General features: G+C 72.0%; 23 protein-coding genes. 9 read left to right on the top strand and 14 right to left on the bottom strand.

Translation table 11 applies throughout. The features are described 5' to 3' along the window. Nucleotides 1-9: 9 nt before the first annotated feature. From GFH29_RS04630 to ftsE, 3 genes are all read right to left on the bottom strand, one after another. Nucleotides 10-1,236 (bottom strand): M23 family metallopeptidase, encoded by a 1,227-nt coding sequence (locus GFH29_RS04630; RefSeq protein WP_153322257.1) that lies wholly within the window; start codon nucleotides 1,234-1,236, stop codon nucleotides 10-12. Between the two features lie 108 nt (nucleotides 1,237-1,344). Beyond that, the gene (gene ftsX, locus GFH29_RS04625) at nucleotides 1,345-2,262 is read right to left on the bottom strand and encodes a permease-like cell division protein FtsX (RefSeq protein WP_153322256.1); all 918 of its coding nucleotides are present in this window, start codon (nucleotides 2,260-2,262) and stop codon (nucleotides 1,345-1,347) included. Between the two features lie 102 nt (nucleotides 2,263-2,364). Beyond that, a complete protein-coding gene (gene ftsE / locus GFH29_RS04620; protein WP_153322255.1) occupies nucleotides 2,365-3,054 on the bottom strand; it encodes a cell division ATP-binding protein FtsE in 690 nt (229 codons plus the stop codon). Nucleotides 3,055-3,115: 61 nt separating this feature from the next. On the opposite strand from ftsE, the gene GFH29_RS04615 reads away from it, so the two are divergent. The 6 genes from GFH29_RS04615 (at nucleotide 3,116) to GFH29_RS04590 (ending at nucleotide 9,079) form a co-directional block, all read left to right on the top strand. Beyond that, nucleotides 3,116-3,760 (top strand): hypothetical protein, encoded by a 645-nt coding sequence (locus GFH29_RS04615; protein ID WP_153322254.1) that lies wholly within the window; start codon nucleotides 3,116-3,118, stop codon nucleotides 3,758-3,760. Between the two features lie 178 nt (nucleotides 3,761-3,938). After that, nucleotides 3,939-5,051 (top strand): ABC transporter substrate-binding protein, encoded by a 1,113-nt coding sequence (locus GFH29_RS04610; RefSeq protein WP_228387765.1) that lies wholly within the window; start codon nucleotides 3,939-3,941, stop codon nucleotides 5,049-5,051. Beyond that, nucleotides 5,048-5,914, top strand: a complete 867-nt coding sequence (locus GFH29_RS04605; RefSeq protein WP_153322253.1) for an ABC transporter permease — start codon at nucleotides 5,048-5,050, stop codon at nucleotides 5,912-5,914. The genes GFH29_RS04610 and GFH29_RS04605 overlap by 4 nt, the downstream gene beginning before the upstream one ends. Then, complete coding sequence (locus tag GFH29_RS04600; RefSeq protein ID WP_153322252.1) at nucleotides 5,893-6,705, top strand: ABC transporter ATP-binding protein; 813 nt, start codon at nucleotides 5,893-5,895, stop codon at nucleotides 6,703-6,705. The genes GFH29_RS04605 and GFH29_RS04600 overlap by 22 nt, the downstream gene beginning before the upstream one ends. Continuing rightward, complete coding sequence (locus tag GFH29_RS04595; protein WP_153322251.1) at nucleotides 6,702-8,039, top strand: LLM class flavin-dependent oxidoreductase; 1,338 nt, start codon at nucleotides 6,702-6,704, stop codon at nucleotides 8,037-8,039. Before GFH29_RS04600 ends, GFH29_RS04595 begins: the two co-directional genes overlap by 4 nt. Beyond that, a complete protein-coding gene (locus tag GFH29_RS04590; RefSeq protein WP_153322250.1) occupies nucleotides 8,036-9,079 on the top strand; it encodes an aldo/keto reductase in 1,044 nt (347 codons plus the stop codon). Before GFH29_RS04595 ends, GFH29_RS04590 begins: the two co-directional genes overlap by 4 nt. 104 nt (nucleotides 9,080-9,183) lie before the next feature. On the opposite strand, the gene prfB is transcribed toward GFH29_RS04590, so the two are convergent. After that, complete coding sequence (gene prfB / locus GFH29_RS04585) at nucleotides 9,184-10,302, bottom strand: peptide chain release factor 2 (RefSeq protein ID WP_153322249.1); 1,119 nt, start codon at nucleotides 10,300-10,302, stop codon at nucleotides 9,184-9,186. A gap of 221 nt (nucleotides 10,303-10,523) precedes the next feature. Next, nucleotides 10,524-10,985 carry a CAP domain-containing protein gene (locus GFH29_RS04580; RefSeq protein WP_153322248.1) on the bottom strand — a complete coding sequence of 154 codons (462 nt, stop codon included), beginning with the start codon at nucleotides 10,983-10,985 and terminating at the stop codon, nucleotides 10,524-10,526. A gap of 104 nt (nucleotides 10,986-11,089) precedes the next feature. Between GFH29_RS04580 and GFH29_RS04575 the strand changes: the two genes are divergently transcribed. From GFH29_RS04575 to GFH29_RS04565, 3 genes are all read left to right on the top strand, one after another. Then, nucleotides 11,090-11,656 carry a TetR/AcrR family transcriptional regulator gene (locus tag GFH29_RS04575; RefSeq protein ID WP_153322247.1) on the top strand — a complete coding sequence of 189 codons (567 nt, stop codon included), beginning with the start codon at nucleotides 11,090-11,092 and terminating at the stop codon, nucleotides 11,654-11,656. Then, nucleotides 11,653-12,396, top strand: coding sequence for an arylmalonate decarboxylase (locus GFH29_RS04570; RefSeq protein WP_153322246.1), 744 nt, complete (start codon nucleotides 11,653-11,655; stop codon nucleotides 12,394-12,396). The genes GFH29_RS04575 and GFH29_RS04570 overlap by 4 nt, the downstream gene beginning before the upstream one ends. A gap of 458 nt (nucleotides 12,397-12,854) precedes the next feature. After that, entirely contained in the window at nucleotides 12,855-14,105 is a 1,251-nt protein-coding gene (locus tag GFH29_RS04565) for an HNH endonuclease signature motif containing protein (RefSeq protein ID WP_194288916.1), read from the top strand. Nucleotides 14,106-14,173: 68 nt separating this feature from the next. Here GFH29_RS04565 and GFH29_RS04560 read toward each other — a convergent pair whose 3' ends face one another. From GFH29_RS04560 to GFH29_RS04520, 9 genes are all read right to left on the bottom strand, one after another. Continuing rightward, nucleotides 14,174-16,696 carry a protein-arginine deiminase family protein gene (locus GFH29_RS04560; RefSeq protein ID WP_153322244.1) on the bottom strand — a complete coding sequence of 841 codons (2,523 nt, stop codon included), beginning with the start codon at nucleotides 16,694-16,696 and terminating at the stop codon, nucleotides 14,174-14,176. 135 nt (nucleotides 16,697-16,831) lie between these two features. Next, the gene (locus GFH29_RS04555; RefSeq protein ID WP_153322243.1) at nucleotides 16,832-17,131 is read right to left on the bottom strand and encodes a MarR family transcriptional regulator; all 300 of its coding nucleotides are present in this window, start codon (nucleotides 17,129-17,131) and stop codon (nucleotides 16,832-16,834) included. Next, on the bottom strand, nucleotides 17,118-18,551 hold the full coding sequence (locus GFH29_RS04550) for an APC family permease (RefSeq protein WP_153322242.1): 1,434 nt from the start codon (nucleotides 18,549-18,551) through the stop codon (nucleotides 17,118-17,120). The genes GFH29_RS04555 and GFH29_RS04550 overlap by 14 nt, the downstream gene beginning before the upstream one ends. Nucleotides 18,552-18,728: 177 nt before the next feature. Next, nucleotides 18,729-19,145 (bottom strand): VOC family protein, encoded by a 417-nt coding sequence (locus GFH29_RS04545; RefSeq protein WP_153322241.1) that lies wholly within the window; start codon nucleotides 19,143-19,145, stop codon nucleotides 18,729-18,731. Nucleotides 19,146-19,155: 10 nt separating this feature from the next. Then, on the bottom strand, nucleotides 19,156-19,524 hold the full coding sequence (locus GFH29_RS04540) for a hypothetical protein (RefSeq protein WP_153322240.1): 369 nt from the start codon (nucleotides 19,522-19,524) through the stop codon (nucleotides 19,156-19,158). A gap of 151 nt (nucleotides 19,525-19,675) precedes the next feature. After that, nucleotides 19,676-20,134 (bottom strand): Tad domain-containing protein, encoded by a 459-nt coding sequence (locus GFH29_RS04535; RefSeq protein WP_153322239.1) that lies wholly within the window; start codon nucleotides 20,132-20,134, stop codon nucleotides 19,676-19,678. Next, complete coding sequence (locus GFH29_RS04530; RefSeq protein WP_153322238.1) at nucleotides 20,131-20,589, bottom strand: hypothetical protein; 459 nt, start codon at nucleotides 20,587-20,589, stop codon at nucleotides 20,131-20,133. The genes GFH29_RS04535 and GFH29_RS04530 overlap by 4 nt, the downstream gene beginning before the upstream one ends. Next, nucleotides 20,586-20,990, bottom strand: coding sequence for a TadE/TadG family type IV pilus assembly protein (locus GFH29_RS04525; protein ID WP_153322237.1), 405 nt, complete (start codon nucleotides 20,988-20,990; stop codon nucleotides 20,586-20,588). The genes GFH29_RS04530 and GFH29_RS04525 overlap by 4 nt, the downstream gene beginning before the upstream one ends. Further along, the gene (locus GFH29_RS04520) at nucleotides 20,990-21,187 is read right to left on the bottom strand and encodes a hypothetical protein (protein ID WP_153322236.1); all 198 of its coding nucleotides are present in this window, start codon (nucleotides 21,185-21,187) and stop codon (nucleotides 20,990-20,992) included. Before GFH29_RS04520 ends, GFH29_RS04525 begins: the two co-directional genes overlap by 1 nt. Nucleotides 21,188-21,205 lie beyond the last annotated feature (18 nt).

Here is a 21,205-nt window from a genome sequence, read left to right as displayed (position 1 = left end):
GCGCGAGGCTCAGAGGTAGTTCATCGGGTCCGACGCGTTGCCGTTGACCAGCACCGTGAAGTGCAGGTGGCACCCGGTCGACCAGCCGGTCGAGCCGACGTAGCCGATGACCTGCCCGCGCGAGACGCGCTGGCCGGCGCTCACGGTGTAGCTCGTGGCGTGGTTGTAGACGGCCGTGACGTACTGGCCGTTGACGTTGCCGACGTTGAGGTGCAGCCGGTTGCCGTAGACCTGGGAGTAGTAGCTCGAGGCCACGGTGCCGTCGGCGACCGCGCGCATCGGCGTCCCGCACGCGGCGCCGAAGTCGGTGCCGTCGTGCAGGCCCCAGTAGCCGTAGATCGGGTGCTTGCGGTAGCCGAAGGGCGAGGTCTGGTAGCTACCCGGCGCGGGGTTGTCGAAGAACCCGCCGGCGTTGCCGCGGTAGCCCCCGCGCGACTTCGCGGCGGCAGCCAGGATCTGGCGCCGGATCCGCTCCTCGCGCTGCTCGAGGCGGTCCAGCACGCGCTGGTCGCGCTGCTTGGCGGCGTACGCCGTGCGCTGCGCGGTGCGCCGGGCCTCGACGCGGGTGCGGACGGCGGCGCGGGCCTCGCGGGCCTCGACGTGCAGCCCGCGCATCGTGCGCAGGTGTGCGGCCGCCTCGCGGCGCTGCTCGGCGACCTCGGCGCGGGCCTCCTCGACCCGCGTCTCGCGGACCTTGAGCAGCACCTCGGTCGCGCGCAGCTCGTCGTACGCCGCGGTCTCGTTGCCGACCACCGTCTTGCGGGCCTCGACGCCGCGCATCAGGTCGCTGGGGCTCTGGGACTCCAGGATCGAGAAGACCGCGAGCATCTCGGGGTCGCCCTCCTGGTAGATGGAGGTGACGGTGTCGACGACCGAGGCGCGCTGGTCGGCGACGGCCCGCTGACCGGCGGCGACCTCGGCGCGGGCCACCCGCAGCCGCTCCTCGGCGGCGGCGAGGCGCACCTGCATCTGCTCATCGCGCGCCTTGGCCGCGGTGACCCGGGCCCGGGCGGTGTCGAGGGCGGCGCGCGCCTGGGTCAGCTCGGCGACCGAGGCCTCGAGCGCGGCCGCGGTGCGGCGGGCCCGGGCACTGGAGTGCTCGAGCTCGTCGTGGGCGTGGTCGAGCTGCTTCTCGACCTTCCTCTGCTCCTGCTTGAGCTCGTCGTCGGCCGCCTGGGCCAACGGGACCGCGGCGGAGCCGGCGAGAAGTGCGCCGGCGAGCGCGAGTGAGGCCATGCGGGAACGCGAGGCGCGGGGGAAGATGCGCACCAGGTCTGCCTTAACTGATCGGGGAAACTCGGGAGAGCTCGGGGAAGAACCCGCGCCCACGTTAGGCGTCCGCGATCAGACTTTGAGGTATTTGCGCGTCAGCAGGAGTGTCGGCACCAGCGTGAGCAGCGGACCGAGGATCGCGATCACCACCACGGAGGTCGTCAGCTCGGGCCAGCCGATCCAGGGGATGAACGCCAGGGAGTCCGCGAGCTTGTCCTGCACGCCGAACTTCATCAGCGCCGCGAGCGCGCCGCCGGCCAGGACCACGCTGATCACGGCGGTCACCAGCGCCTCGAGGAGGAACGGCAAGGTGATGTAGAGCGTGGAGGCGCCGACCAGCCGCATGATGCCGATCTCCTTGCGTCGCGCGAACGCCGCCAGGCGGATCGTGTTGGCGACCAGCAGCAGCGCGGCCAGCACCAGGAAGCCCGCGACCGCCAGCGCGCCCTTCTGCAGCACGTCGAGGGTGTCGTAGATGCGCACCACGACCTCGCGGTTGTCCACCACCCGGCTCACGCCCGGCAGGCCGGCCACCGCGCTGGTGATGCCGGCCGACTCCTTCGGGTTCTTCAGGGTGATCCAGATCGCCTCGGGCATGTTCTCGGCCGTCATGACCGGGTCGGAGCCCTCGAAGTACTCGTCGGGGAAGTCGAAGAGCTCCCGCATCTTGTCGAAGGCCTCCTCCCGCGTCTCGAAGTCGGAGGAGGCCACCTCGGCGTTGTCGTCGATGACGGCCTGGATCTCCTCCTTCTGCGGGTCGGTCGCCGCGGTGTTGCACGACGGCGACTGGTCGTCCTCGCGGCACAGGTAGACGGCGATCTGGAGCTCGTTGCCGTAGCGCTCCGCCGCCCGGTCGGCCTGCTGGTTCAGCAGGACGCCGAGGGCCACGAGCGTGAGGGAGACGAAGAGGGTGAGGACGACCGCGACGTGCATCGACAGGTTGCGGCGCAGCCCCTGACGGAGCTCGGAGAAGACGTAGCGCAGCTGCATGAGGTCGGAAGGACTCCTGATCAGGATGGATCTCGGGACGTACGACGGGCGGCCGCCACCGTCCCCGCGCGTGTCGGCGCGGCGAGCGGCTGGCCGCGGGTGTCAGTGCTGGAAGCCGTAGACGCCCTGGGCCTGGTCGCGCACGACCCGGCCGTGGTCGAGCTCGATGACGCGCTTGCGCATCTGGTCGACGATGCCGTGGTCGTGGGTGGCCATGAGCACCGTCGTACCGGTGCGGTTGATGCGGTCGAGCAGCTTCATGATGCCGACCGAGGTCGACGGGTCCAGGTTGCCGGTGGGCTCGTCGGCGATCAGGATCATCGGCCGGTTGACGAACGCGCGGGCGATGGCGACGCGCTGCTGCTCGCCGCCGGACAGCTCGTCGGGCAGCCGGTCGCCCTTGCCCTCGAGCCCGACCAGCTCCAGGGTCTCGGGGACCAGGCTGGCGATCTCGGCGCGGGTGCGGCCGATCACCTGCAGGGCGAAGGCGACGTTCTCGGAGACGGTCTTGTTGGGCAGCAGCCGGAAGTCCTGGAACACCGTGCCGATCTGGCGGCGCAGCCGGGGGACCTTCCAGCCGGCGAGCCGGTTGATCTCCTTGCCGGCGACGTAGACGCGGCCCGACGTGGGGCGCGTCTCGCGCAGCACCAGGCGCAGCGCGGTCGACTTGCCGGACCCGGAGGTGCCGACGAGGAAGACGAACTCGCCCTTCTCGACGTCGATCGACACCTGGTCGAGGGCGGGGCTGCCCGTGCCGGGGTAGGTCTTGGTGACCTTCTCGAATCGAATCACGTCCCAGACGGTACGCGAGCCGGAGGAGGATGCGGGGATCGCGCTTCCGTATCGTGTCGGGGTGCACAGCTCCGCCCGGCCCCTGACGCTCGTCGTCGCCGCGATCGCTCTCACCGGGCTCGTGGTGCTGGCCGGCGTGCTCGCGCTGGCCGTGGACCGCTCCCCCTCCGCCGAGGGCGAGGACGCCCCGGCCGTGTCGCCCAGCATCACCCTGGCCGACCTCGACACCTCCACCTTGGTGGTACGCCGCGAGTCGTTCTGCGCCACCGTCGCGCCGCAGAGCGTGGTCGCCGCGCTCGACGCCGAGCCGCAGCGTGAGACCGCCCACGCTCCCGGGGACCGCGCCGAGCTCGCCGAGGGCGTGCGCGACGTGGCCCACGAGCACGGCTGCTCCTGGACCGGCGGCGACGCCACCGCGCGTGCCTGGGTCTTCGCCCCGCCGGTCGCCCCCGGGCAGGCCCGCGCAGCCGCGACCTCCGCCCGCAAGGTCGAGGGCTGCAGCCCGCTGCCCGACGCCCCGTCGTACGGCGTGGCGTCGGTGGGCCTGGCCTGCCGCACCGACCGCGGGCTCGAGATCTCCTGGCGCGGACTGTTCGGCGACGCCTGGCTGACCTGCTCGCTGCGCGACCGCGACGCCCCTCGCGAGGAGCTGGTGGACCGCGCCGGGCGCTGGTGCGCCGCGGTCGCCCTCGCCACCTCCGCCTGACGCGAGCCGCACGAGCGCCCACCCGGACCTCCGGGTGGGCGCTTCGTCGTCTGCGCCGGGTCCACGCGGCAGGGGATCGGCCAAACCTGTCGCCAGATCGTGGCACCGCGAGAGTGACACCCGCCTCTCTTATATGCATTAATTCAGTGGACTTTATCGCATAACTCGAAGGAGAACCATGTCGTCCACCCCCCGCCGGCGTCACCGACGACCGCGCCGCCGCCTCAGCGTCTCGCTGGCCATGGCCGTCTCCGCCCTGGTGCTGGCCGGGTGCTCCTCCGAGGCCGCCGGACCGGAGCTCGACACCAGCGCCGACGTGCCCGACGAGGTCCCCGAGGAGACGGTGCTGCGCGTCGGCGACCCGGCCACCCAGACCGCGCTCGAGGTGTCCGGCCTCATCGACGAGATCGACTTCGACATCGAGTGGGCCAACATCAACGGCGGTCCCAAGACCCTCGAGGCGTTCCGCGCCGACGCCCTCGACGTCGGCGCCGTGGCCGACATCCCGCCGCTCTTCGCCACCTGGACCGGCACCGAGGTGCGCATCCTCGCCACCCGCGAGACCGTCGACCCCCTCGAGCACCCGACGTACGCGCTCGGGATCGCGCCGGGCACCGAGGTCGCCGACCTCGACGACCTGGCCGGCAAGAAGATCGCCTACTCCCCCGGCCAGGCCCAGGGCGCGCTCGTGCTGCGCGTGCTGGAGAAGGCCGGGCTGGCGCAGGACGACGTCGAGCTGGTCGAGATGACCAGCGTCGACGACTCCTTCGTCAACGCGCTGGGCAGCAAGCAGGTCGACGTCGCGCCGCTCCAGCCGACGCTGGCCAAGACCTACCTCGCGAAGTACGAGCGCGACGGCGCCGCGACCATCCCCTCCGGGGTCCGCGACGACGCCTGGGTGCTCTACGCGCCGGTCGAGGTGGTCGAGGACGCCCACAAGGCCGCCGCCGCCAAGAAGTACGCCGCGCTCTGGGCCCGGGCGCAGGAGTGGATCAACGAGCACCCCGAGGAGTTCGCCCAGGCCTTCTATGTCGATCACGAGGGCCTCTCCCCCGAGGACGCGCGCTACGTCGTCGAGGTGCTCGGCACCTTCGAGATCCCGACCGACTGGGACGACCTGATCGCGCGCCACCAGGCGACCGCCGACCTGCTCGCCCGCGAGCAGGGACACGACGAGCTCGACGTCAGCGAGCTCTACGACCGCCGCTTCGAGGCAGCGATCGCCGAGGCCGTCGGCGGGGCAGCCGGCGGGGCGACCCGCGAACCCACCGCAGCAGGGAGCCCGTCATGACCGCTACCCACCTCGACCGCACCGCCCCCACCACCGGCGGCCAGCGGACGCTCCATGACGGCTCCAGCGCCGTCGACGCCCGCGTCGTACGCCGCCGGCTCGGGCCCGGACCACGCGTGCCGTTCGCGGTGCTGCTCGGCCCGGTGCTGCTCGTCGTCGGCTGGTGCGTCGGCTCGGCCACCGGCCTGCTCGACCCGCGCACGCTCAGCGAGCCGTGGACGGTGGTCCGCACCGCCGGGGACCTGATCGAGAGCGGCCGGCTCCAGGACAGCCTGTTGACCTCCGCGGTCCGCGCCGGGCTCGGCCTGGCGCTCGGCACCGTCGTCGGCGTGGTGCTGGCCATCGCCGCCGGGCTCTCCCGGCTCGGTGAGTCGGTGGTCGACGGACCGGTGCAGATCAAGCGCTCCATCCCGAGCCTGGCGCTGATCCCGCTGCTGATCTTGTGGTTCGGCATCGGTGAGCAGATGAAGGTCATCACGATCGCGCTCGGCGTGCTGGTCCCCGTCTACATCCACACCCACAACGGCCTGCGCGCCATCGAGGGCCGCTACGCCGAGCTGGCGGAGACCGTCGATCTGAGCCGCACCGCGTTCGTCCGCAGCATCGTCATCCCGGGGGCGATGCCCGGGTTCCTGCTCGGCCTGCGCTTCGCGGTGACCTCCGCGATCCTCGCGCTCGTCGTGGTCGAGCAGATCAACGCCACCAGCGGGATCGGCCACATGATCACGCTCGCCTCCAGCTATGGCCAGACCGACGTGATCGTCGTCGGCCTGGTCGTCTACGCCGCGCTCGGCCTCATCGCCGACGGCACCGTCCGCCTGATCGAGAGGAAGGCCCTGACATGGCGACGCACCCTGGGCTGACGCCCGCCACCACCACTGACATCACCGGCACCCCCGTCGGCCCCGACGAGCCGCACGGCAGCGCCGTACGGGTCCGAGGCCTGCACCGCCGCTTCAGCGAGGCCGGAGGCGTGCTCAACGGCCTCGACCTCGACATCGCCCCCGGCGAGTTCGTCGCCCTGCTCGGGCGCAGCGGCAGCGGCAAGAGCACGCTGCTGCGCGCGCTCGCCGGGCTGGACCGCGACGTCGCCGGCCACGGCACCATCGAGGTCCCGACCAACGTCTCGGTGGTCTTCCAGGACTCCCGGCTGCTCCCGTGGAAGCGGGTCCTGGACAACGTCGTCCTCGGCCTCACCGGCAAGCACGCCCAGGCCCGGGGCCGCACCGCCCTGGAGGAGGTCGGCCTCGGCGGCCGCGACCGCGCCTGGCCGCACCAGCTCTCCGGAGGCGAGCAGCAGCGCGCCGCGCTGGCCCGCTCCCTGGTCCGCGAACCAGCCCTGCTGCTCGCCGACGAGCCGTTCGGCGCGCTCGACGCGCTGACCCGAATCCGCATGCACACGCTGCTGCGCCGCCTGTGCGAGGCGCACCGGCCCGCGGTGCTGCTGGTCACCCACGACGTGGACGAGGCGATCGTGCTGGCCGACCGGGTGATCGTGCTCGACGACGGCGTCGTGCGCTCCGACCTCACCGTGCAGCTGCGCGGTCGCCGCTCGCAGGCCGACCCCGAGTTCGCCGCGCTGCGCACCCGCCTGCTCGGCGAGCTCGGCGTGGTGGACGACGCGGACGCCGTCCGCACGGAGGCCGCGTCATGAGCCTGCACCTGAACCTGTTCCTCTACCCCGGCGGGCACCACGAGGCCGCCTGGCGCCACCCCGACACCGACATCTCCCGGGTCCTGGACATCACCTACTACCAGGCGCTCGCCCGCAAGGCCGAGGGCGCGAAGCTCGACGCGATCTTCTTCGCCGACGGCCCCTCGCTGGCCGACAACATCCGCTACGCCTCGCGGTTCCGCCTCGAGCCGCTCACCTGGATGTCGGCGATCGCGGCGGTGACCAGCCGGATCGGGCTGATCGGCACCGCCTCGACGACCTACACCGAGCCCTACAACCTGGCCCGGCAGTTCGCCTCGCTCGACCACCTCAGCAACGGCCGCGCCGGCTGGAACATCGTCACCACCGGCGCCGCGGGGGCGGCGGCCAACTTCGGCCTCCCCGAGCACCCGCCGCACGCCGATCGCTACGCCCGCGCCGAGGAGTACCTCGAGGTGGTCACCCGGCTGTGGGACAGCTGGGAGGACGAGGCGCTGGTGATCGACCAGGACAGCGGGATCTTCGCCGACACCGACCGGATCCACCGCGTCGACCATGTCGGTCGGGAGTTCTCGGTCGCCGGACCGCTCAACCTGCCCCGCTCCCCGCAGGGCCGCCCGGTCTACGTGCAGGCCGGCTCCTCCGACGACGGGCGCGGCTTCGCGGCGCGCTGGGCCGAGGCGATCTTCACCGCCCACCAGACCCTGGCGAGCGCCCAGGAGTTCTACGCCGACATCAAGGAGCGTGCCCGCGGGCTCGGGCGCGACCCCGGGTCGGTCCTGGTACTGCCGGGCATCAGCCCGGTGATCGCCGCGACGGAGGCCGAGGCCCGGGTGCTGCACGACCGGCTCAACGCGCTCACCCAGCCGGCGTACTCGCTCGAGGTGCTGCACCACACCCTTGGCGTCGATCTGTCGGGCTACGACCTGGACGGCCCGGTCCCGGCCGAGGCCGTGCGCCTCGACGGCGAGCGCAGCGCCTCCAGCCGGGCGCAGCTCGTCGTCGACATCGTCGAGCGCGAGCAGCCGACGATCCGCCAGCTCATGCACCGCCTCGCCGGCGCCCGCGGGCACCGGGTGGTGGTCGGCACCGCCGAGCAGGTCGCCGACCAGATGCAGCTGTGGCACGAGAGCGGCGCGGCCGACGGCTTCAACGTCATGCCGCCGTGGCTGACCGGCGGCTTCGACCGGTTCGTCGAGGGCGTGCTGCCGATCCTGCGCGAGCGCGGGCTGTTCCGCCACGAGTACGACGGCACCACGCTGCGCGAGCACCTCGGCCTCGAGCGGCCCCCGAGCCTCTTCGCCCACCCCACACCCCGACAGGAGACCGCATGAGCACCGAGCACTGGCGCGACCTCGGCACCACCGGCGTCAAGGTCAGCCCGCTCACCCTCGGCGCGATGATGTTCGGCGAGTGGGGCAACCCCGACGCCGAGGACTCGATCCGGATCATCCACCGGGCGCTGGACGCCGGCATCAACGTCATCGACACCGCCGACGTCTACTCCCGCGGGGAGTCCGAGCGGATCGTCGGCCGGGCCCTGAAGGGACGCCGCGAGGACGTGGTGCTGGCCACCAAGTTCCACGGCTCGATGTCGGATGAGGACCCCAACCACGGCGGCAACTCGCGGCGCTGGATCATCCGCGAGGTCGAGTCCTCGCTGCGCCGGCTGCGCACCGACCACATCGACCTCTACCAGGTGCACCGCCCGCGCCCGGAGATCGCGATCGACGACACCCTCTCGGCGCTCTCCGACCTGGTCCACCAGGGCAAGATCCGCTACATCGGCACCTCCACCTTCCTGCCCTCGCAGGTGGTCGAGGCGCAGTGGGTCGCCGAGCGCCGCCACCGCGAGCGGCCGGTGACCGAGCAGCCGCCGTACTCGATCCTGGCCCGCGAGGTCGAGCGCGACCTGCTGCCGACGGCGCAGAAGCACGGCCTCGGGATCCTTCCGTGGAGCCCGCTGGCCGGCGGCTGGCTCTCGGGTCGCCACCGCCGCGGCGAGGAGCCCGTGACCTCCTCGCGGCTCGCGCGCCAGCCCGGGCGCCACGACCCGCACCACCCGGCCAACGCCCGCAAGCTCGAGGCGGTGCACCAGCTCCAGGACCTCGCCGACGACGCCGGGGTCTCGCTGATCCACCTCGCGCTGGCGTTCGTGCTCGAGCACCCGGCGGTCTCCTCGGCCATCATCGGTCCCCGCACGATGGAGCAGCTGGAGTCCCAGCTGGGCGCGGTGAAGGTGACGCTGCCGCGCGACGTGCTCGACCGCGTCGACGAGATCGTCGCACCGGGCACCACGATCAACGACGCGGACCGGGGTTACGCACCTCCGGCCCTCACCGAGGCACGTCTGCGCCGCCGCTCGGCGTACTGACACCCCTGGCACCGGGGCGCCTCGACGCGACAGGCCCCGCCTCCCGATCGGGAGGCGGGGCCTGTCGTACGTCGTGTGCGGCGCGGCCGGTGGCCGGTCGGCTTTTAGTTCTCGTCGGCCTTCTCGGCGCCGCGGCGCCAGCGGATGCCCGCCTCGAGGAAGCCGTCGATGTCGCCGTCGAACACCGAGCTGGGGTTGCCCACCTCGTAGCCGGTGCGCAGGTCCTTGACGACCTGGTAGGGGTTCAGCACGTAGTTGCGCATCTGGTCGCCCCAGCTGGCCTGCACGTCGCCCTTGAGCTCGTCGAGGTGCGCCTTCTCCTCGGCCTTCTTGCGGGCCAGCAGCTTGGCCTTGAGCACGACCATCGCGCTGGCCTTGTTCTGCAGCTGGCTCTTCTCGTTCTGACAGCTCACCACGGTGCCCGTGGGGATGTGAGTCAGGCGGACCGCGGAGTCGGTGGTGTTGACCGACTGACCGCCCGGGCCACCGGAGCGGTAGACGTCGACGCGGATCTCCTCGTCGGGGATGTCGATCTCGTCGGTCTGCTCGAGCACCGGCACCACCTCGACGGCGGCGAACGACGTCTGGCGGCGGCCCTGGTTGTCGAAGGGGCTGATCCGCACGAGGCGGTGGGTGCCGGCCTCGACGCTCAGCGTGCCGTAGCCGTACGGCGCGTGGATGGCGAAGGTCGCCGACTTCAGGCCGGCCTCCTCGGCGTAGGAGGTGTCGAAGACCTCGACGGAGTACTTGTGCTGCTCGGCCCAGCGCGTGTACATGCGCATCAGCATCTCGGCGAAGTCCGCGGCGTCGACGCCACCGGCGCCGGCGCGGATGGTCACCAGGGCCTCGCGGGAGTCGTACTCACCGGAGAGCAGGGTGCGGACCTCGAGGCCCTCGACGGACTTCTTGACGCGTTCGAGCTCGATCTGCGCCTCGGCGAGCACCTCGGCGTCGCCCTCCTCCTGGGCCATCTCGGCCATCAGGCCGACGTCCTCGATGCGGCTCGCGAGGCTCTCGAAGCGCTCGAGCTCGCCCTGGAGGGTGGAGAGCCGGCCGGTCACGCGCGTGGCGTTGGCCTGGTCGTCCCACAGGTCGGGGGCACCCACCTGCTCACCGAGGTCGGCGATCTCGACCTTCATGGCATCCACGTCGAGCACCTGCTCGATGGTGCGCATGGTTGCCTGGAGCTGCTTGATCTCGACGTCGAAGTCCGGTCCGGCCACGTCCTACAGGTTACGGCCCTGCCGGGTAGGTGTCGAAAGCCCAGCCGATCCGCGTTATTTCGACCCCCGACCGCCCTGCGACAACTTTCCCGCGCCGAGGGCGCTCCTTACGCTCACAACGCTCGGTCTCGCCACGCCGGGCCGGGTGACGGCGCTCTTTGGGGATCCTCCCGCGGGAGGGTGCGCCGCCCCGGCCGGCGACCGGCGTCAGGCGACCGGCGTCACGCGACGCGGCCGAGCACCTGCGCGGCGTACCACTGGCCGTTGTCGGCACGGCGCGCGGCCATCCCGACCCGGTTGAACTGGCCGTTGAGGATGTTGGCGCGGTGGCCGGGCGACTTCATCCAGCCCTGGCGCACGACGGCGCGCCCGGTCGGGTAGCCGACGGCGACGTTCTCCCCCACCGCGCTGAGGCCGCAGCGCTGCAGCAGCGGGCCGAGGTCCTGGTGGAAGAGGCGCTGCTGCACGGCCATCTTGCGCGCCTGCTGGGCGGCGGCCTTGCGCAGGCAGGCGTTCTTCTTCACCGCACCGAGGTCGTGGTTGGCGCGCACCGCGTTGGTCGCGCGCACGGCCTGGTTGGCGTAGGTCTGCTCGGGCGTCGCCGCGCTGGCCGGGGACGGCACGGCGAGCGGGGCGAGGACGAGGGCGAACAGGGCGATCAGGGTTCCGAGACGAAAAAACATCCGACGAGGCTACGAGATCGGTGATGACCGACGCCCCCGCCGACGCCGCTCCCTCTCCGCTCACGCGCGGGCACATAACCGGGGCATCCCGTATCGTTTACTCAATGGCACGAACAGGACGCCCAGCAGGGCCGGCGAACGAGACGGCGACCGTGGTGCTCACCGCGGCACTCGAGCTGCTGCTCGTGGAGGGCGCGACCGCGCTGACCCCGCAACGGCTGCACCAGGCGACCGGCGTCTCGCGCTCGACGATCTACCGGCACTGGCCGACCTCGACCGATGTGCTGGCCGCGCTCATCGACGTCGCTCCTTCCCCGCCAGGCCCCTCCTCCGGCGATCTCGCGGCCGACCTGCACGCGGCGGTCGACGTCCTGTGCGACCGGCTGCGTGACAAGCCGGTGGCGGCGTTCCTGCAGGCGCTGACCACCACCGCTGCCCTGGACCCGGCCGCCGCCGACCTGCGCCGGCGCTATGTCGAGGACCTGCTCGAGCCGTTCGGCACGGTGCTGGCCCAGGCCGAAGTGCCGCGCGGGCCGGCCGACGACGTGATCGCCGTGGTCGTCTCCCCGCTGCTCGTCGACGCCCTCCTGCTGGACCGGCCCGCGGCGCGCGCCCGGGCGCATCGCGCGGTGGACCTCTGCCTCGCCGGGCTCGAGGGCGTGTCGCGATGACCAACGTCGTGGGCCCGCGGGGCGTCTTCGGGGTGATCGTGCCGAGCACCAACACGGTGGTCGAGCACGACTACTGGCGCGCCGGCGTCGAGGGGGTGGCCTTCCGCGCCGGATCGATGCACATCGCGGACCCGACGATGGCCGGGGACGCCGGGTTCGAGGCGCTGCTCGTGCAGATCCGCGCCTCGATCGACACCGCCGTCCGCGACGTGCTCACCGCCGAGCCGGACCGGATGGTGATGGGCATGTCGGCCGAGACCTTCTGGGGCGGCCTCGAGGGCAACGCCGCCTTCGAGGAGCGGATGCGCGCCCGCACCGGTCTCCCGGTCACCACCGGCGCCGGGGCCTGCCGGGCCGCCCTGCACGAGCTCGGCGTACGACGCATCGCGGTGTTCTCGCCGTACCAGCCGGTCGCCGACCGCGAGGTCGGCCGGTTCTTCACCGAGGCCGGCTTCGACGTCGCGGCGATCACCGGCCTGCGCTGCCCCACCGCCATGGACATCGCCCGCGTCGAGGAGCCCCGGCTGCGCGAGGTGGTGGCCGAGATCGACCGCCCCGGCGTGGAGGCGATCGTGCAGGTCGGCACCAACCTCTCCTTCGTGGGCCTCGCCGAGACCCTCGAGGCCGAGCTCGGCCGCCCGGTGGTCGCCATCAACGCCGCCACGCTCTGGCACGCCCTGCGCGAGCACGGCATCGAGGACCGCCTCCCCGGCTCCGGCGTACTCCTGCGCGAGCACTGACCCCTTCGCCGAGTCGGCTCTAATGGCGCGCCGAGTCGGCGCGTCTGGCGCGCTGAGTCGGCGCGTCTGGCGCGCTGAGTCGGCGCCAGTGGCGGCGCGGGCGACCCCCGGGACGCACCAAGGCGCGGTCACCGGCCACCCGGTCGTCACCGCGGAAGAGCACCCGGAGCACCTTCACCCCAGGGGCGGCGAAACGCGGCAGCCGGATCGTGACCCAGCACTGCGCGTTGACCAAGCCTGCGGCCAGCGCCGGGGCGTCAAGGGAAACCGGCGGGTAACCCTCCACGGGGCGAATGGCTGCCAGTCCGCCGCAATCCGCCACCGGGCGGCCGGAAGGGGTTTTCCACAGATTCAGTTTTTACCTTTCCGATTATTTCGAACACTTTCGAACATCGGTAGACTGATCCCTACGGAAGTACTTCTCCACCACGTCCTCACGGGAGGCGACGATGGCCGACATGGCTCATCCCTACCTCGCCGATGTGGGGTGCGCGGAGGCATTTCTCGACAAGATCGCTGACCGCGATCCGACTTTCCTGTCGATCTCGGAGAAGCGCCAGGCATTGCGAATGACGGCCCATCTGGCCTCGCGCGCGCAGGCGATGCACGCCCGGGTGATCGCGTGCGCCGACGACGTGGCCGACGCCGACGGGTGTCGCGACGTGGCCGCGTGGGTCGCGCACCGCACCCACACCTCGGGCCCGTCCGCGCGGCGGTTGCAGCGGCTCGGGGTGGCGTGCGAGCGGCGCTGGCACCGCGTCGGGACCGCGCTCGCGGGCGGACACGTGAGCCTCGACCAGGGCCACGTCATCGTCGCCGCGCTCGACGACCTCACCGATGCGTTCTCGCTGGTCGAGGCGAGCGCGGAGGAGTGGTCGGCGATGCTGGCCCGTGCCGAGGACTACCTGGTCGAGCAGGCCGCCGACTTCGGGCCGCGCGAGCTGGGCCGCCTGGCCGATCGACTGCTGGAGGTCGTCGCGCCCGAGTGGGCCGAGCAGGTCGAGGAGGAGCAGCTGCGCGCCGCGGAGCGCCGCGCCCGGCGGCGTACGACGCTGGGCGTGCGGCACCTCGGCGACGGAAGCGCAGTCATCCGCGCCCAGGTCCCGGAGAGCATCGCGCTGCGACTGACCACGATGCTCGAGTCGTTCACCAACCCCCGGCGAGCGGCGGACGAGCCCGCCGCGGACGGGCGGCGGGTGCCCTACGAGCGGCGGCTCGGCGAGGCGTTCTGCTCGCTGCTCGAGGCGATCGACCCGTCCCGGCTGCCGCTGCACGGCGGCGACGCCACCACGCTGGTGATCACCATGGACCTCAAGGCATTGGTCGAGGGGCTCGGGTCCGCCACGCTCGCGGACGGCTCGCCGATCACCGCCGGTGAGGCCCAGCGCCTGGCCTGCACCGCAGGTCTCGTCCCCGCAGTCCTCGGCACGCCTTCGGTGCCGCTCGACCTCGGCCGCACAAACCGGCTCTTCAGTCCAGGTCAGCGAAAGGCATTGGCGATTCGAGACAAAGAATGCCGGGCCGACGGCTGCACCATCCCCTCGACCTGGTGCGAAGCGCACCAGGTGGACCCGTGGTCAGCCGGCGGAAGGACTGATCTCGACAAAGGCATTCTTCTGTGCGGCCATCACCATCATCTGATCCACGACGACCGCTATCTGCACCAACGGATGCCGAACGGCGATCTGCGATTCACGCGGCGGACGTAAGGGCCGACGCCCGCCTCCCCCGCGTGGGGAAGACGGGCGCCGGCTGGTGGAGCTCGGACGACAGTGGGTCAGCGGCGGACCTTGCCCACCGTGACGGTCGTCTTGTGCGTGGAGAGACCCTCACGCTTGGCGGTGACGACCACCTTCACCTTCTTGCCGACCCAGTTGTTGGCGACCTTGAGGCGAGCCTTGCTGGAGACAGCCGTCCCGCCGACGAACCAGCGGTAGCCCACACTGGACGGCTTCGGGCTGAACGAGCCCGGCCGGACGGCAAGCACCCGACCGACCTTCGCGGCGCCCGTGACCGAGGGACGCTTGGTCTGCGTGAAGGAGCGCGGCAGGTCGCCGACAGAGGTGATCGTGCTCAGCGAGGCGACGCCCTCCTTGCTGCTGACGATCGCGACCCGGATCTCCTTGCCCGTCCAGGCGGCCTTGAGCTTGAGCGTCCGCGACGTGGCTCCGGGGATCGGGGTGCTGCCCACGTACCACTGGTAGCTGACCGAGGTCGGGGTCGGGGCGAGGGTGCCCGGGTGGCCGGTGATCGTCTGCCCGGCCTTCAGGGTGCCGGAGACCGACGGCTGGGAGATGATCGAGAACTCCTTGGTGTCGCCCGGCTGCTCCCCGTCGTTCTCGAGGTCGCCCTCCGACCACCAGGCGTCGCCGTACGTCGTGTCGCGCAGCGCGTTGGTGACGCAGTGAATCTGGCCGCCGCGGTTGGTGTAGAAGTAGTCCTCGGCCCACTGGATCTCGGTGCCGACCTCCGCGAACCGCTCCTCGATCACGGTCTGGAAGAGGTCCTTGCCGTCGACGGCCGGCACGTGCTGGGTGGGGATGAAGACCACGTCGTGCCCGGTGCCGATCAGGTTGGCGGCGTTCGGGATCTGCACCCCGACGCGCCCGTGACCGTTGTCGCGGTAGAGGACGGGGACACGGATGAAGTCGTCCTCGGTGAGTCCGATCTCCTCACGCAGCACCTTCATGCCGCGGTTCACCCCGGCGTGCCCGATCTTCACACCGCTGAGGATCTGCTGGTCGCTGACCGCCTGGGCGACGGTGAGGTCCGGGGCGGTCGAGCCGGCGGCAGGCACGAGACCGTAGGAGGTGTAGAGCTGCTCGTCGCCGAGACCGGCGTCGACCAGCTCCTGGAGCAGGTCCAGCGCGAGCACCGGGTCAGCGACGACGACGGCCCAGCCGCGCTCGTTGTCGGCGGGGATGACCGACATGAACTCGTCCATGTGACCGACGCTCAGCCAGCTGGTGTCGACGTTGATCGGGTCCTGGAACCCCTGGAGCTCGAGCATCGTGTTGAACGCCGGGTCGGCGGTGTAGACGGTGCCCGGCACGGCGCCGACGATCTTGCGACCGAGCGGGTAGCTCTTGCCGTTGTGCTCGTAGGCCGGGACCGTGCCGTAGTTGCCCGTCGAACCCCGGCTGTCGTAGCTCATCCCCGGGATGGTCGGCGGCACGTACGCCGGATCGAAGTGCTGGATCCCGGCCACGTCCGGGCCGCGCAGCTCGGTGAAGACCACGCGCCCGGTCTGGCGGAACGGGTTGACGCCGGAGTTGTCGCGGCCGTCGCGGACCGGGGCACGGACGAAGACCCGCATCTGCTGCTCGCCGTCCGGGGACGGGACCGACATGAGCCCCGGCTCCATGATGTCCTGGGTCCAGATGTCGGTGCCGTCGCCGCCGCCGCGGGCGCCCTGGAGGCTGGGCAGCTTCTCGAGCTTGACCTCGGCGCCCATCCGCTCCATGCCAGCCAGGAAGTCACGGGTGAGCGCTTCGGCATTGCCCTGGGCCCGGATCGTGCTCGCCGGCGGCTCGGTGACCTCCTGGCCCTCGTAGACCGAGGTGGTGTTGTCGGCCATATAGAGCGTCTCGATCGGCATCCGATCGGTCGCGAAGAGGAGCGGCGCGGCACGCAGCTCGACCCGGTCGGTGGCCACCAGCCGGGAGCCGTTGCGGTGGACGACCTGCAGGGTCACCGTCCCGTCCCACGACTCGTCCCGGATGATGTCCTTGCCCTCGACGCCGAGCTCGACGCCGGCGCCGATCCGGTCTGCCGGCAGCACGCCGTTGGCGGGCAGCGGCGTCCAGTCCTCGGCCGAGGCGCCGTCGCCGCCCTTGACGAAGACGTTCACCTTCGCAGCGCCCACCCCGCGCAGCTCCACCCGCACCGAGCTGACCTTGCTGGTGTCGACCGGCTGCACCTCGACCCGGACGAGGTCGAGCACGTCGCTGTCGCCGTTGATGACGGAGTCGGCCGCGTCGTTGCAGGAGGCCAGCTGCACGTCGGTCAGCTGGACGCCGCCCGGCCCGACCGTCGGGCAGTCGCTCAGGTCGTCGTCGAGGTTGGGCAGGAAGAACGCGCCGCGCTCCTTGGTCCACGACCCGCGACCCTCGGCGTCAGCGTCATCCACGACGCCGTCCCGGTTGGTGTCGGCCAGGATCAGGGCCGGCGCGCGGTCGGACGCACTCGCGGGGCTGACCGCCATCGCGGAGAGCGCGCCGGCGCCGAGCACCGTCCCGCTGATCGCCACTGCACCTGCACGGCGCATCCTTGCCCGGAGCTCGGGGTTTCGTCGTGTCATGGACTCCCTCTTCACAGATCCGCCTCATGTCGACCCGTGCAGGTCGCCTGGAGGTAATCCATCAGCGCCACGTGGCGCACCGATTCCGGCGAGAAGAAGTTGTCGTGATCGCAAATGAGACACCGACTGAGACGGTCAGGTGAGCGACGCCTCCGCCCGGGTCGGTTCGGGCGAGGTGGCCGCCCGTGCCAGGGCCTGGACCCGGGCCCCGAGCGCGAACCCGCGCAGGTCGGGAGTGCGGACGAGGTACTCCTGGGCGACCAGGTGCTTGAGGATGCGGTAGACCGTGGCCCGCGACATCGGTAGCGCGTCGACCAGTTCCCGGGTGGTCACCCCGGGGCCGTGCGCGGCGACGGCCTCGAGCACGGCGAACGCGCTGTCCACCGCGGACGGCTGGCGGGCGAGGAACCCGTCGTCGCGGTCAGCGGAGCCCATCGCCACCCCCGTCGTACGCCGCCAGCGCGACGTCGCCGGCCAGTGCCTCCTGGTGGGCTCCCAGCCGCCGCGAGCGGTGCGGTGCCCGGCGGGCCAGGGCCAGCCGCCACGCGAGGCCGAGGGCGACCACGCCGCCCAGGAGCGCCAGGGCGAGGTGCGAGACCCCGGGCTCCGGCCGGGTGACCCAGTGCCAGGTCACCGCGCCCACCCCGCCCAGGCCGGTCAGCGCGAGCACGGCCGACCGGGGACGCAGCTCGTCGAGGGAGATGAGGAACGGGATGAGCGCGGCGGCCGCGCAGCCGTAGCTGACGCACATGATCAGGGTGGTCGCTTGCAGCAGCTCCCCAGGGGCGAGCGCGACGCTGCGCGCCGCCGCCGAGGCGGCCAGCGGACCGGCCAGGGCCAGCGCCAGGGCGCTCCAGGTGGCTGCCACCGGCACCCCCTGAGGGTTCGTACGCCCCAGCCCGGGCCACACGATCCCCTCGCGGGCGAAGGAGAACAGCAACCGGGACAGCGCGGTGCTGGCGCTGAGCGCCAACGCGATCATCGACAGTGCCAGGACGACGAGCACGGCTGCGTCGGGCCTCGACACCTCGTCCCCGATGTTGAACCAGCGCCAGTCCGATGAGGAGTCGCGTCCCGAGTGAACGGTCCCGATCAGGTTGGCGGCGAGGAACGCTCCCCCGCAGACCAGCAGGCTGGTCCGCATCGCAGCGGGGACGGTGCGCAGGGGCCGACCTGTTTCGAGGCCGAGCGCCGCGCAGCTCTCGAAGGCGACGGTCAGGGTGGCGATCAAGGCCGCGCCGGCGAAGATCCGCCCCGGATCGGCACCGTCGAGCGACAACACGTCGAAGCCGGGGACCCCGTACCGCCTCAGCCAGACCACGCCGATCAGCGCGAGCATGGCCAGGCTCATCGCCTCGATCACCAGCACGGCGCGCGACGACCGGGATATCCCCCGGTGGATCATCCATCCGCAGACCAGGGTGAGCGCCAGCACGAGAGTCCAGCCGACCAGGTCGGGAGGCGTGTCTCCCCCGGTGGCGGTCCAGGCCGCCTGGATGCGACGCGCCGCACCGGTGAGCCCGAAGCCGGCGAGGGCGGCGTACCCGAGCACCAGGGAGACGCCCACGACCAGCGCGACCGAGGCACCCAGCCCCTTCGCGGCGTAGGCGTACAGGGAGCCGGGGGCGTTGAACCTGGACGCGAACTCGTCGAAGACCAGCGCCAGGACGAACGCCAGGCCGAAGCCGAGCAGGGTGCTGATCCAGAACCCCGGTCCGACCACCGTCGGAAGGACCATGCCGGTGCCGAGCGCGCTCAGGGAAGGTGTCAGGACCGCGACCGAGTGGGCGACCAGGTCCCGGTGGCCGACCTGCCTGCTCGCCAAGCCGCCGAAGACCGGACGTTCACGAAACACGGGGCGCTCGCGGAGGACGGGTCCGGTGTTGTGTGACTGCTGCAGAGCATGACCTCCGACGCCGAGTACGCGGTGTTCACGCCACGACGCTGTGGGTCAACCGTCTGTCCGGCGTCACCTTAGCCGTGCATCACGGCCCGCAGGCGTCCGTCCCGGCGGCCGTGAGGGTCCGGGATTTCATGCCTCGTCAGCGGCGTCGGGCTCGAACCCGAGCAGCCAGTGGAGTCCGTAGCGATCGACGACCTCGCCGTCGGTGGCTCCCCACCCGCGCATCTGGAGATCCGAGACGACCCGGCCGCCGTCGGCGAGCCGGGTGAACCACTCGCGGGTGACGTCCGGAGCTGCGGCTCCGAGCAGGGAGAGCATCAGGCCCTCGGACTTCAGCGGCGAGTCATCCGGGCCGGCATCGGCGCCGAACAGCGCGACCGGCCCGTCGACCAGCATGCCGTGGGCCACGGCCTCCGCGGGCCCGTCGACCCGGCCGAAGCCAGCGTAGGTGTGCACCTGGACCCCGCAGCCGAAGACGTCGCCGTAGAACGTCAGGGCCTCGCGCGCGTTCCCCGGGAAGTGGATGTAGGGCGTGGGATGTGTCATGGCGCACACGCTAGGCGCTGCGCGGCGTACGACGGCGGTAGGCGAGCAGCGGCGTCGCGACGGCGACCAGCAGGCCGACCACCCCGGTCCCCAGCATCACCCAGCGGACGCCTCCGCCGCCCGGCCCGTACGCGCGCTCGGGATGCGCGGACTCGTACGAGACCTCGATCGGCTTGCCAACGTACGCCGCCACGCACCGGCGCGCGCCGAGGTGGAGGCGGTAGGTCTTCGCCTCCACGGTGTACTCGACGAGCCGGAAGCACGGAGACTCGATGTGGTGCCCGGTCACGGTCCGGTCGGGGTGCGGCTGGGTCGCATAGCCGTGGATCCCCCAGACGCCGAACGCACCGCCGAGCAGGATGCCCAGCAGGGAGATCACGATCGGGTCGTGGCGTCGCAGGCGGCGCTTCTCCCCATCAGGTCCCGTGCTGGCAGGTCTCGTGCTGACCACTCCTCGCTCACTCCTCGCGCAGACTCAGGGCCCGGCCAACCTAGCCGGACGACACCCCGCGCTCGGGACCGCGGCGTCCTCAGTCGATGCTCGACACCGCCGAGCCGCTCGCGCCGACCCGGGGGCTCGTGGGTGAGCCGGGGAAGGTGAGCGGCAGGTCGAGCGGTGCGCTGAGCTCGACGGTGACCCGCTGGTCGCTCCCGACGCCGACCCGGAAGGTCAGCCCGGGGTAGCGCCCGTGCGCGCCGACTTGGCGCAGGTAGTCCGCGACCGCCGCCCGCACCGCCGCCTCGGTGACCCGCAGCCGCTCGTCGGGCAGCCCGTCGGTGTAGACGTCCACGCCGGTGGCCCCGAGGTCGGCGCCGTGCAATGCCGCACCGTCGGCCAGCGTGGACAGCTCCGAGCGTTGCAGGTACGCCGCGGTCGCATCGATGACCACCGCGACGGTGAGCGCGATGATCAGCGCGAACCCGACGATCAGCGGCGTCACCTGACCCCGCTCCGTGCGCGCCCGGCGAGGAACCTCGGCCCGGGTCACCGGATCTCCTGGTACTGCCCGATCGGCACCGTGTGGCTCGCGTCCAGCGCGAACCGACCGCGCTCGGCACCCAGCGCCGCAGGGAGCACCGGCAGCGCCACGCTCGAGCTGATCCGCACGGTGATCACCGAGGTGCCGCTGTGGCAGTTCGGGTACGGGGTGCAGCTGATGTCCACGCGCAGCGGAGCCGAGCCGATGCCCTGGTCGGCCAAGGCCAGGCGCGCCGCCGCCTCCGCCCGCCGCTCCCCCTCCGCGTCGGTGGGCGCCAGCGCATAGGCGCGGCCCGCCGCGCGGGCAGCCGCACTCACGCCGTACGCACCACGCTGCACCTCGAAGACCGACAGCACGATCCACAGCAGCGGCACCAGGAGCAGCAGCCCCAGCCAGACCAGCTCGACCAGCGCGCTGCCCTCCTCGCCGCGCGGCCGGCGCCGGGGCACTCCCCGCGAGGTCACGGCGCCACCTCGACGCTCTCCTCGATGGCATGCGCGGTGACCACCAGGTCCACACCCGGGCCGCCCAGCCCGAGAGCAGGGACGCTGGCACGCACCGTCACCTCGATCATCGGCTGCCCGTCCCGCACGACGCGGGTCGCGCTGACGTCGCGCGCGAACTGCCCCGACACCGCGCCCTCCACCTGCTCGCGGGTGCGCGCCACCCCGTCGGCCGGACCGCGGTCGGCCGTCGCGGCGTACCGCGCCCCGTCCGAGGCGGCCGCGGCGAGGGTGTTGCGCACGAAGAGGGTCAGCGCGACCTGCAGGATCCCCAGCACCAGCGGGACCAGCACCAGCACGACGAGCACGAAGTCGACCACCGCGCTGCCACGCTCCCCCGCCGCTCGGGGCGGGGGCCGCACTACTGCACCTTGGCCAGCGCGTTGCTCAGCATCCGGGTCAGCTGCGGCTGCGCGATGGCGGTGATCGCACCGACGAGCCCGACCGTCATCAAGGTGACGAGCACCCAGCCGGGTACGTCGCCGCGCTCGTCGCGCCGGCCGCGCGCGGCCACGAGCGTGGCCTGCAGCCTGACCAGGAGGAAGAGAAGGTGTGTCATGACGAGCTCCGATCTCCG

This window comes from Nocardioides sp. dk884 (assembly GCF_009557055.1).
GTDB lineage: Bacteria > Actinomycetota > Actinomycetes > Propionibacteriales > Nocardioidaceae > Nocardioides.
Note: the sequence above shows the minus strand (reverse complement) of the source record. Positions and strands in the feature narration are given on the sequence as shown.

Excerpts from the sequence above, each read along its gene's own strand:
- GFH29_RS04630 (WP_153322257.1), bottom strand. The coding sequence starts at position 1,236 with ATGGCCTCACTCGCGCTCGCCGGCGCACTTCTCGCCGGCTCCGCCGCG.
- ftsX (WP_153322256.1), bottom strand. The coding sequence starts at position 2,262 with ATGCAGCTGCGCTACGTCTTCTCCGAGCTCCGTCAGGGGCTGCGCCGC.
- GFH29_RS04610 (WP_228387765.1), top strand. The coding sequence starts at position 3,939 with ATGTCGTCCACCCCCCGCCGGCGTCACCGACGACCGCGCCGCCGCCTC.
- GFH29_RS04605 (WP_153322253.1), top strand. The coding sequence starts at position 5,048 with ATGACCGCTACCCACCTCGACCGCACCGCCCCCACCACCGGCGGCCAG.
- GFH29_RS04600 (WP_153322252.1), top strand. The coding sequence starts at position 5,893 with ATGGCGACGCACCCTGGGCTGACGCCCGCCACCACCACTGACATCACC.
- GFH29_RS04595 (WP_153322251.1), top strand. The coding sequence starts at position 6,702 with ATGAGCCTGCACCTGAACCTGTTCCTCTACCCCGGCGGGCACCACGAG.
- GFH29_RS04590 (WP_153322250.1), top strand. The coding sequence starts at position 8,036 with ATGAGCACCGAGCACTGGCGCGACCTCGGCACCACCGGCGTCAAGGTC.
- GFH29_RS04580 (WP_153322248.1), bottom strand. The coding sequence starts at position 10,985 with ATGTTTTTTCGTCTCGGAACCCTGATCGCCCTGTTCGCCCTCGTCCTC.
- GFH29_RS04575 (WP_153322247.1), top strand. The coding sequence starts at position 11,090 with ATGGCACGAACAGGACGCCCAGCAGGGCCGGCGAACGAGACGGCGACC.
- GFH29_RS04570 (WP_153322246.1), top strand. The coding sequence starts at position 11,653 with ATGACCAACGTCGTGGGCCCGCGGGGCGTCTTCGGGGTGATCGTGCCG.
- GFH29_RS04565 (WP_194288916.1), top strand. The coding sequence starts at position 12,855 with ATGGCTCATCCCTACCTCGCCGATGTGGGGTGCGCGGAGGCATTTCTC.
- GFH29_RS04560 (WP_153322244.1), bottom strand. The coding sequence starts at position 16,696 with ATGACACGACGAAACCCCGAGCTCCGGGCAAGGATGCGCCGTGCAGGT.
- GFH29_RS04555 (WP_153322243.1), bottom strand. The coding sequence starts at position 17,131 with ATGGGCTCCGCTGACCGCGACGACGGGTTCCTCGCCCGCCAGCCGTCC.
- GFH29_RS04545 (WP_153322241.1), bottom strand. The coding sequence starts at position 19,145 with ATGACACATCCCACGCCCTACATCCACTTCCCGGGGAACGCGCGCGAG.
- GFH29_RS04520 (WP_153322236.1), bottom strand. The coding sequence starts at position 21,187 with ATGACACACCTTCTCTTCCTCCTGGTCAGGCTGCAGGCCACGCTCGTG.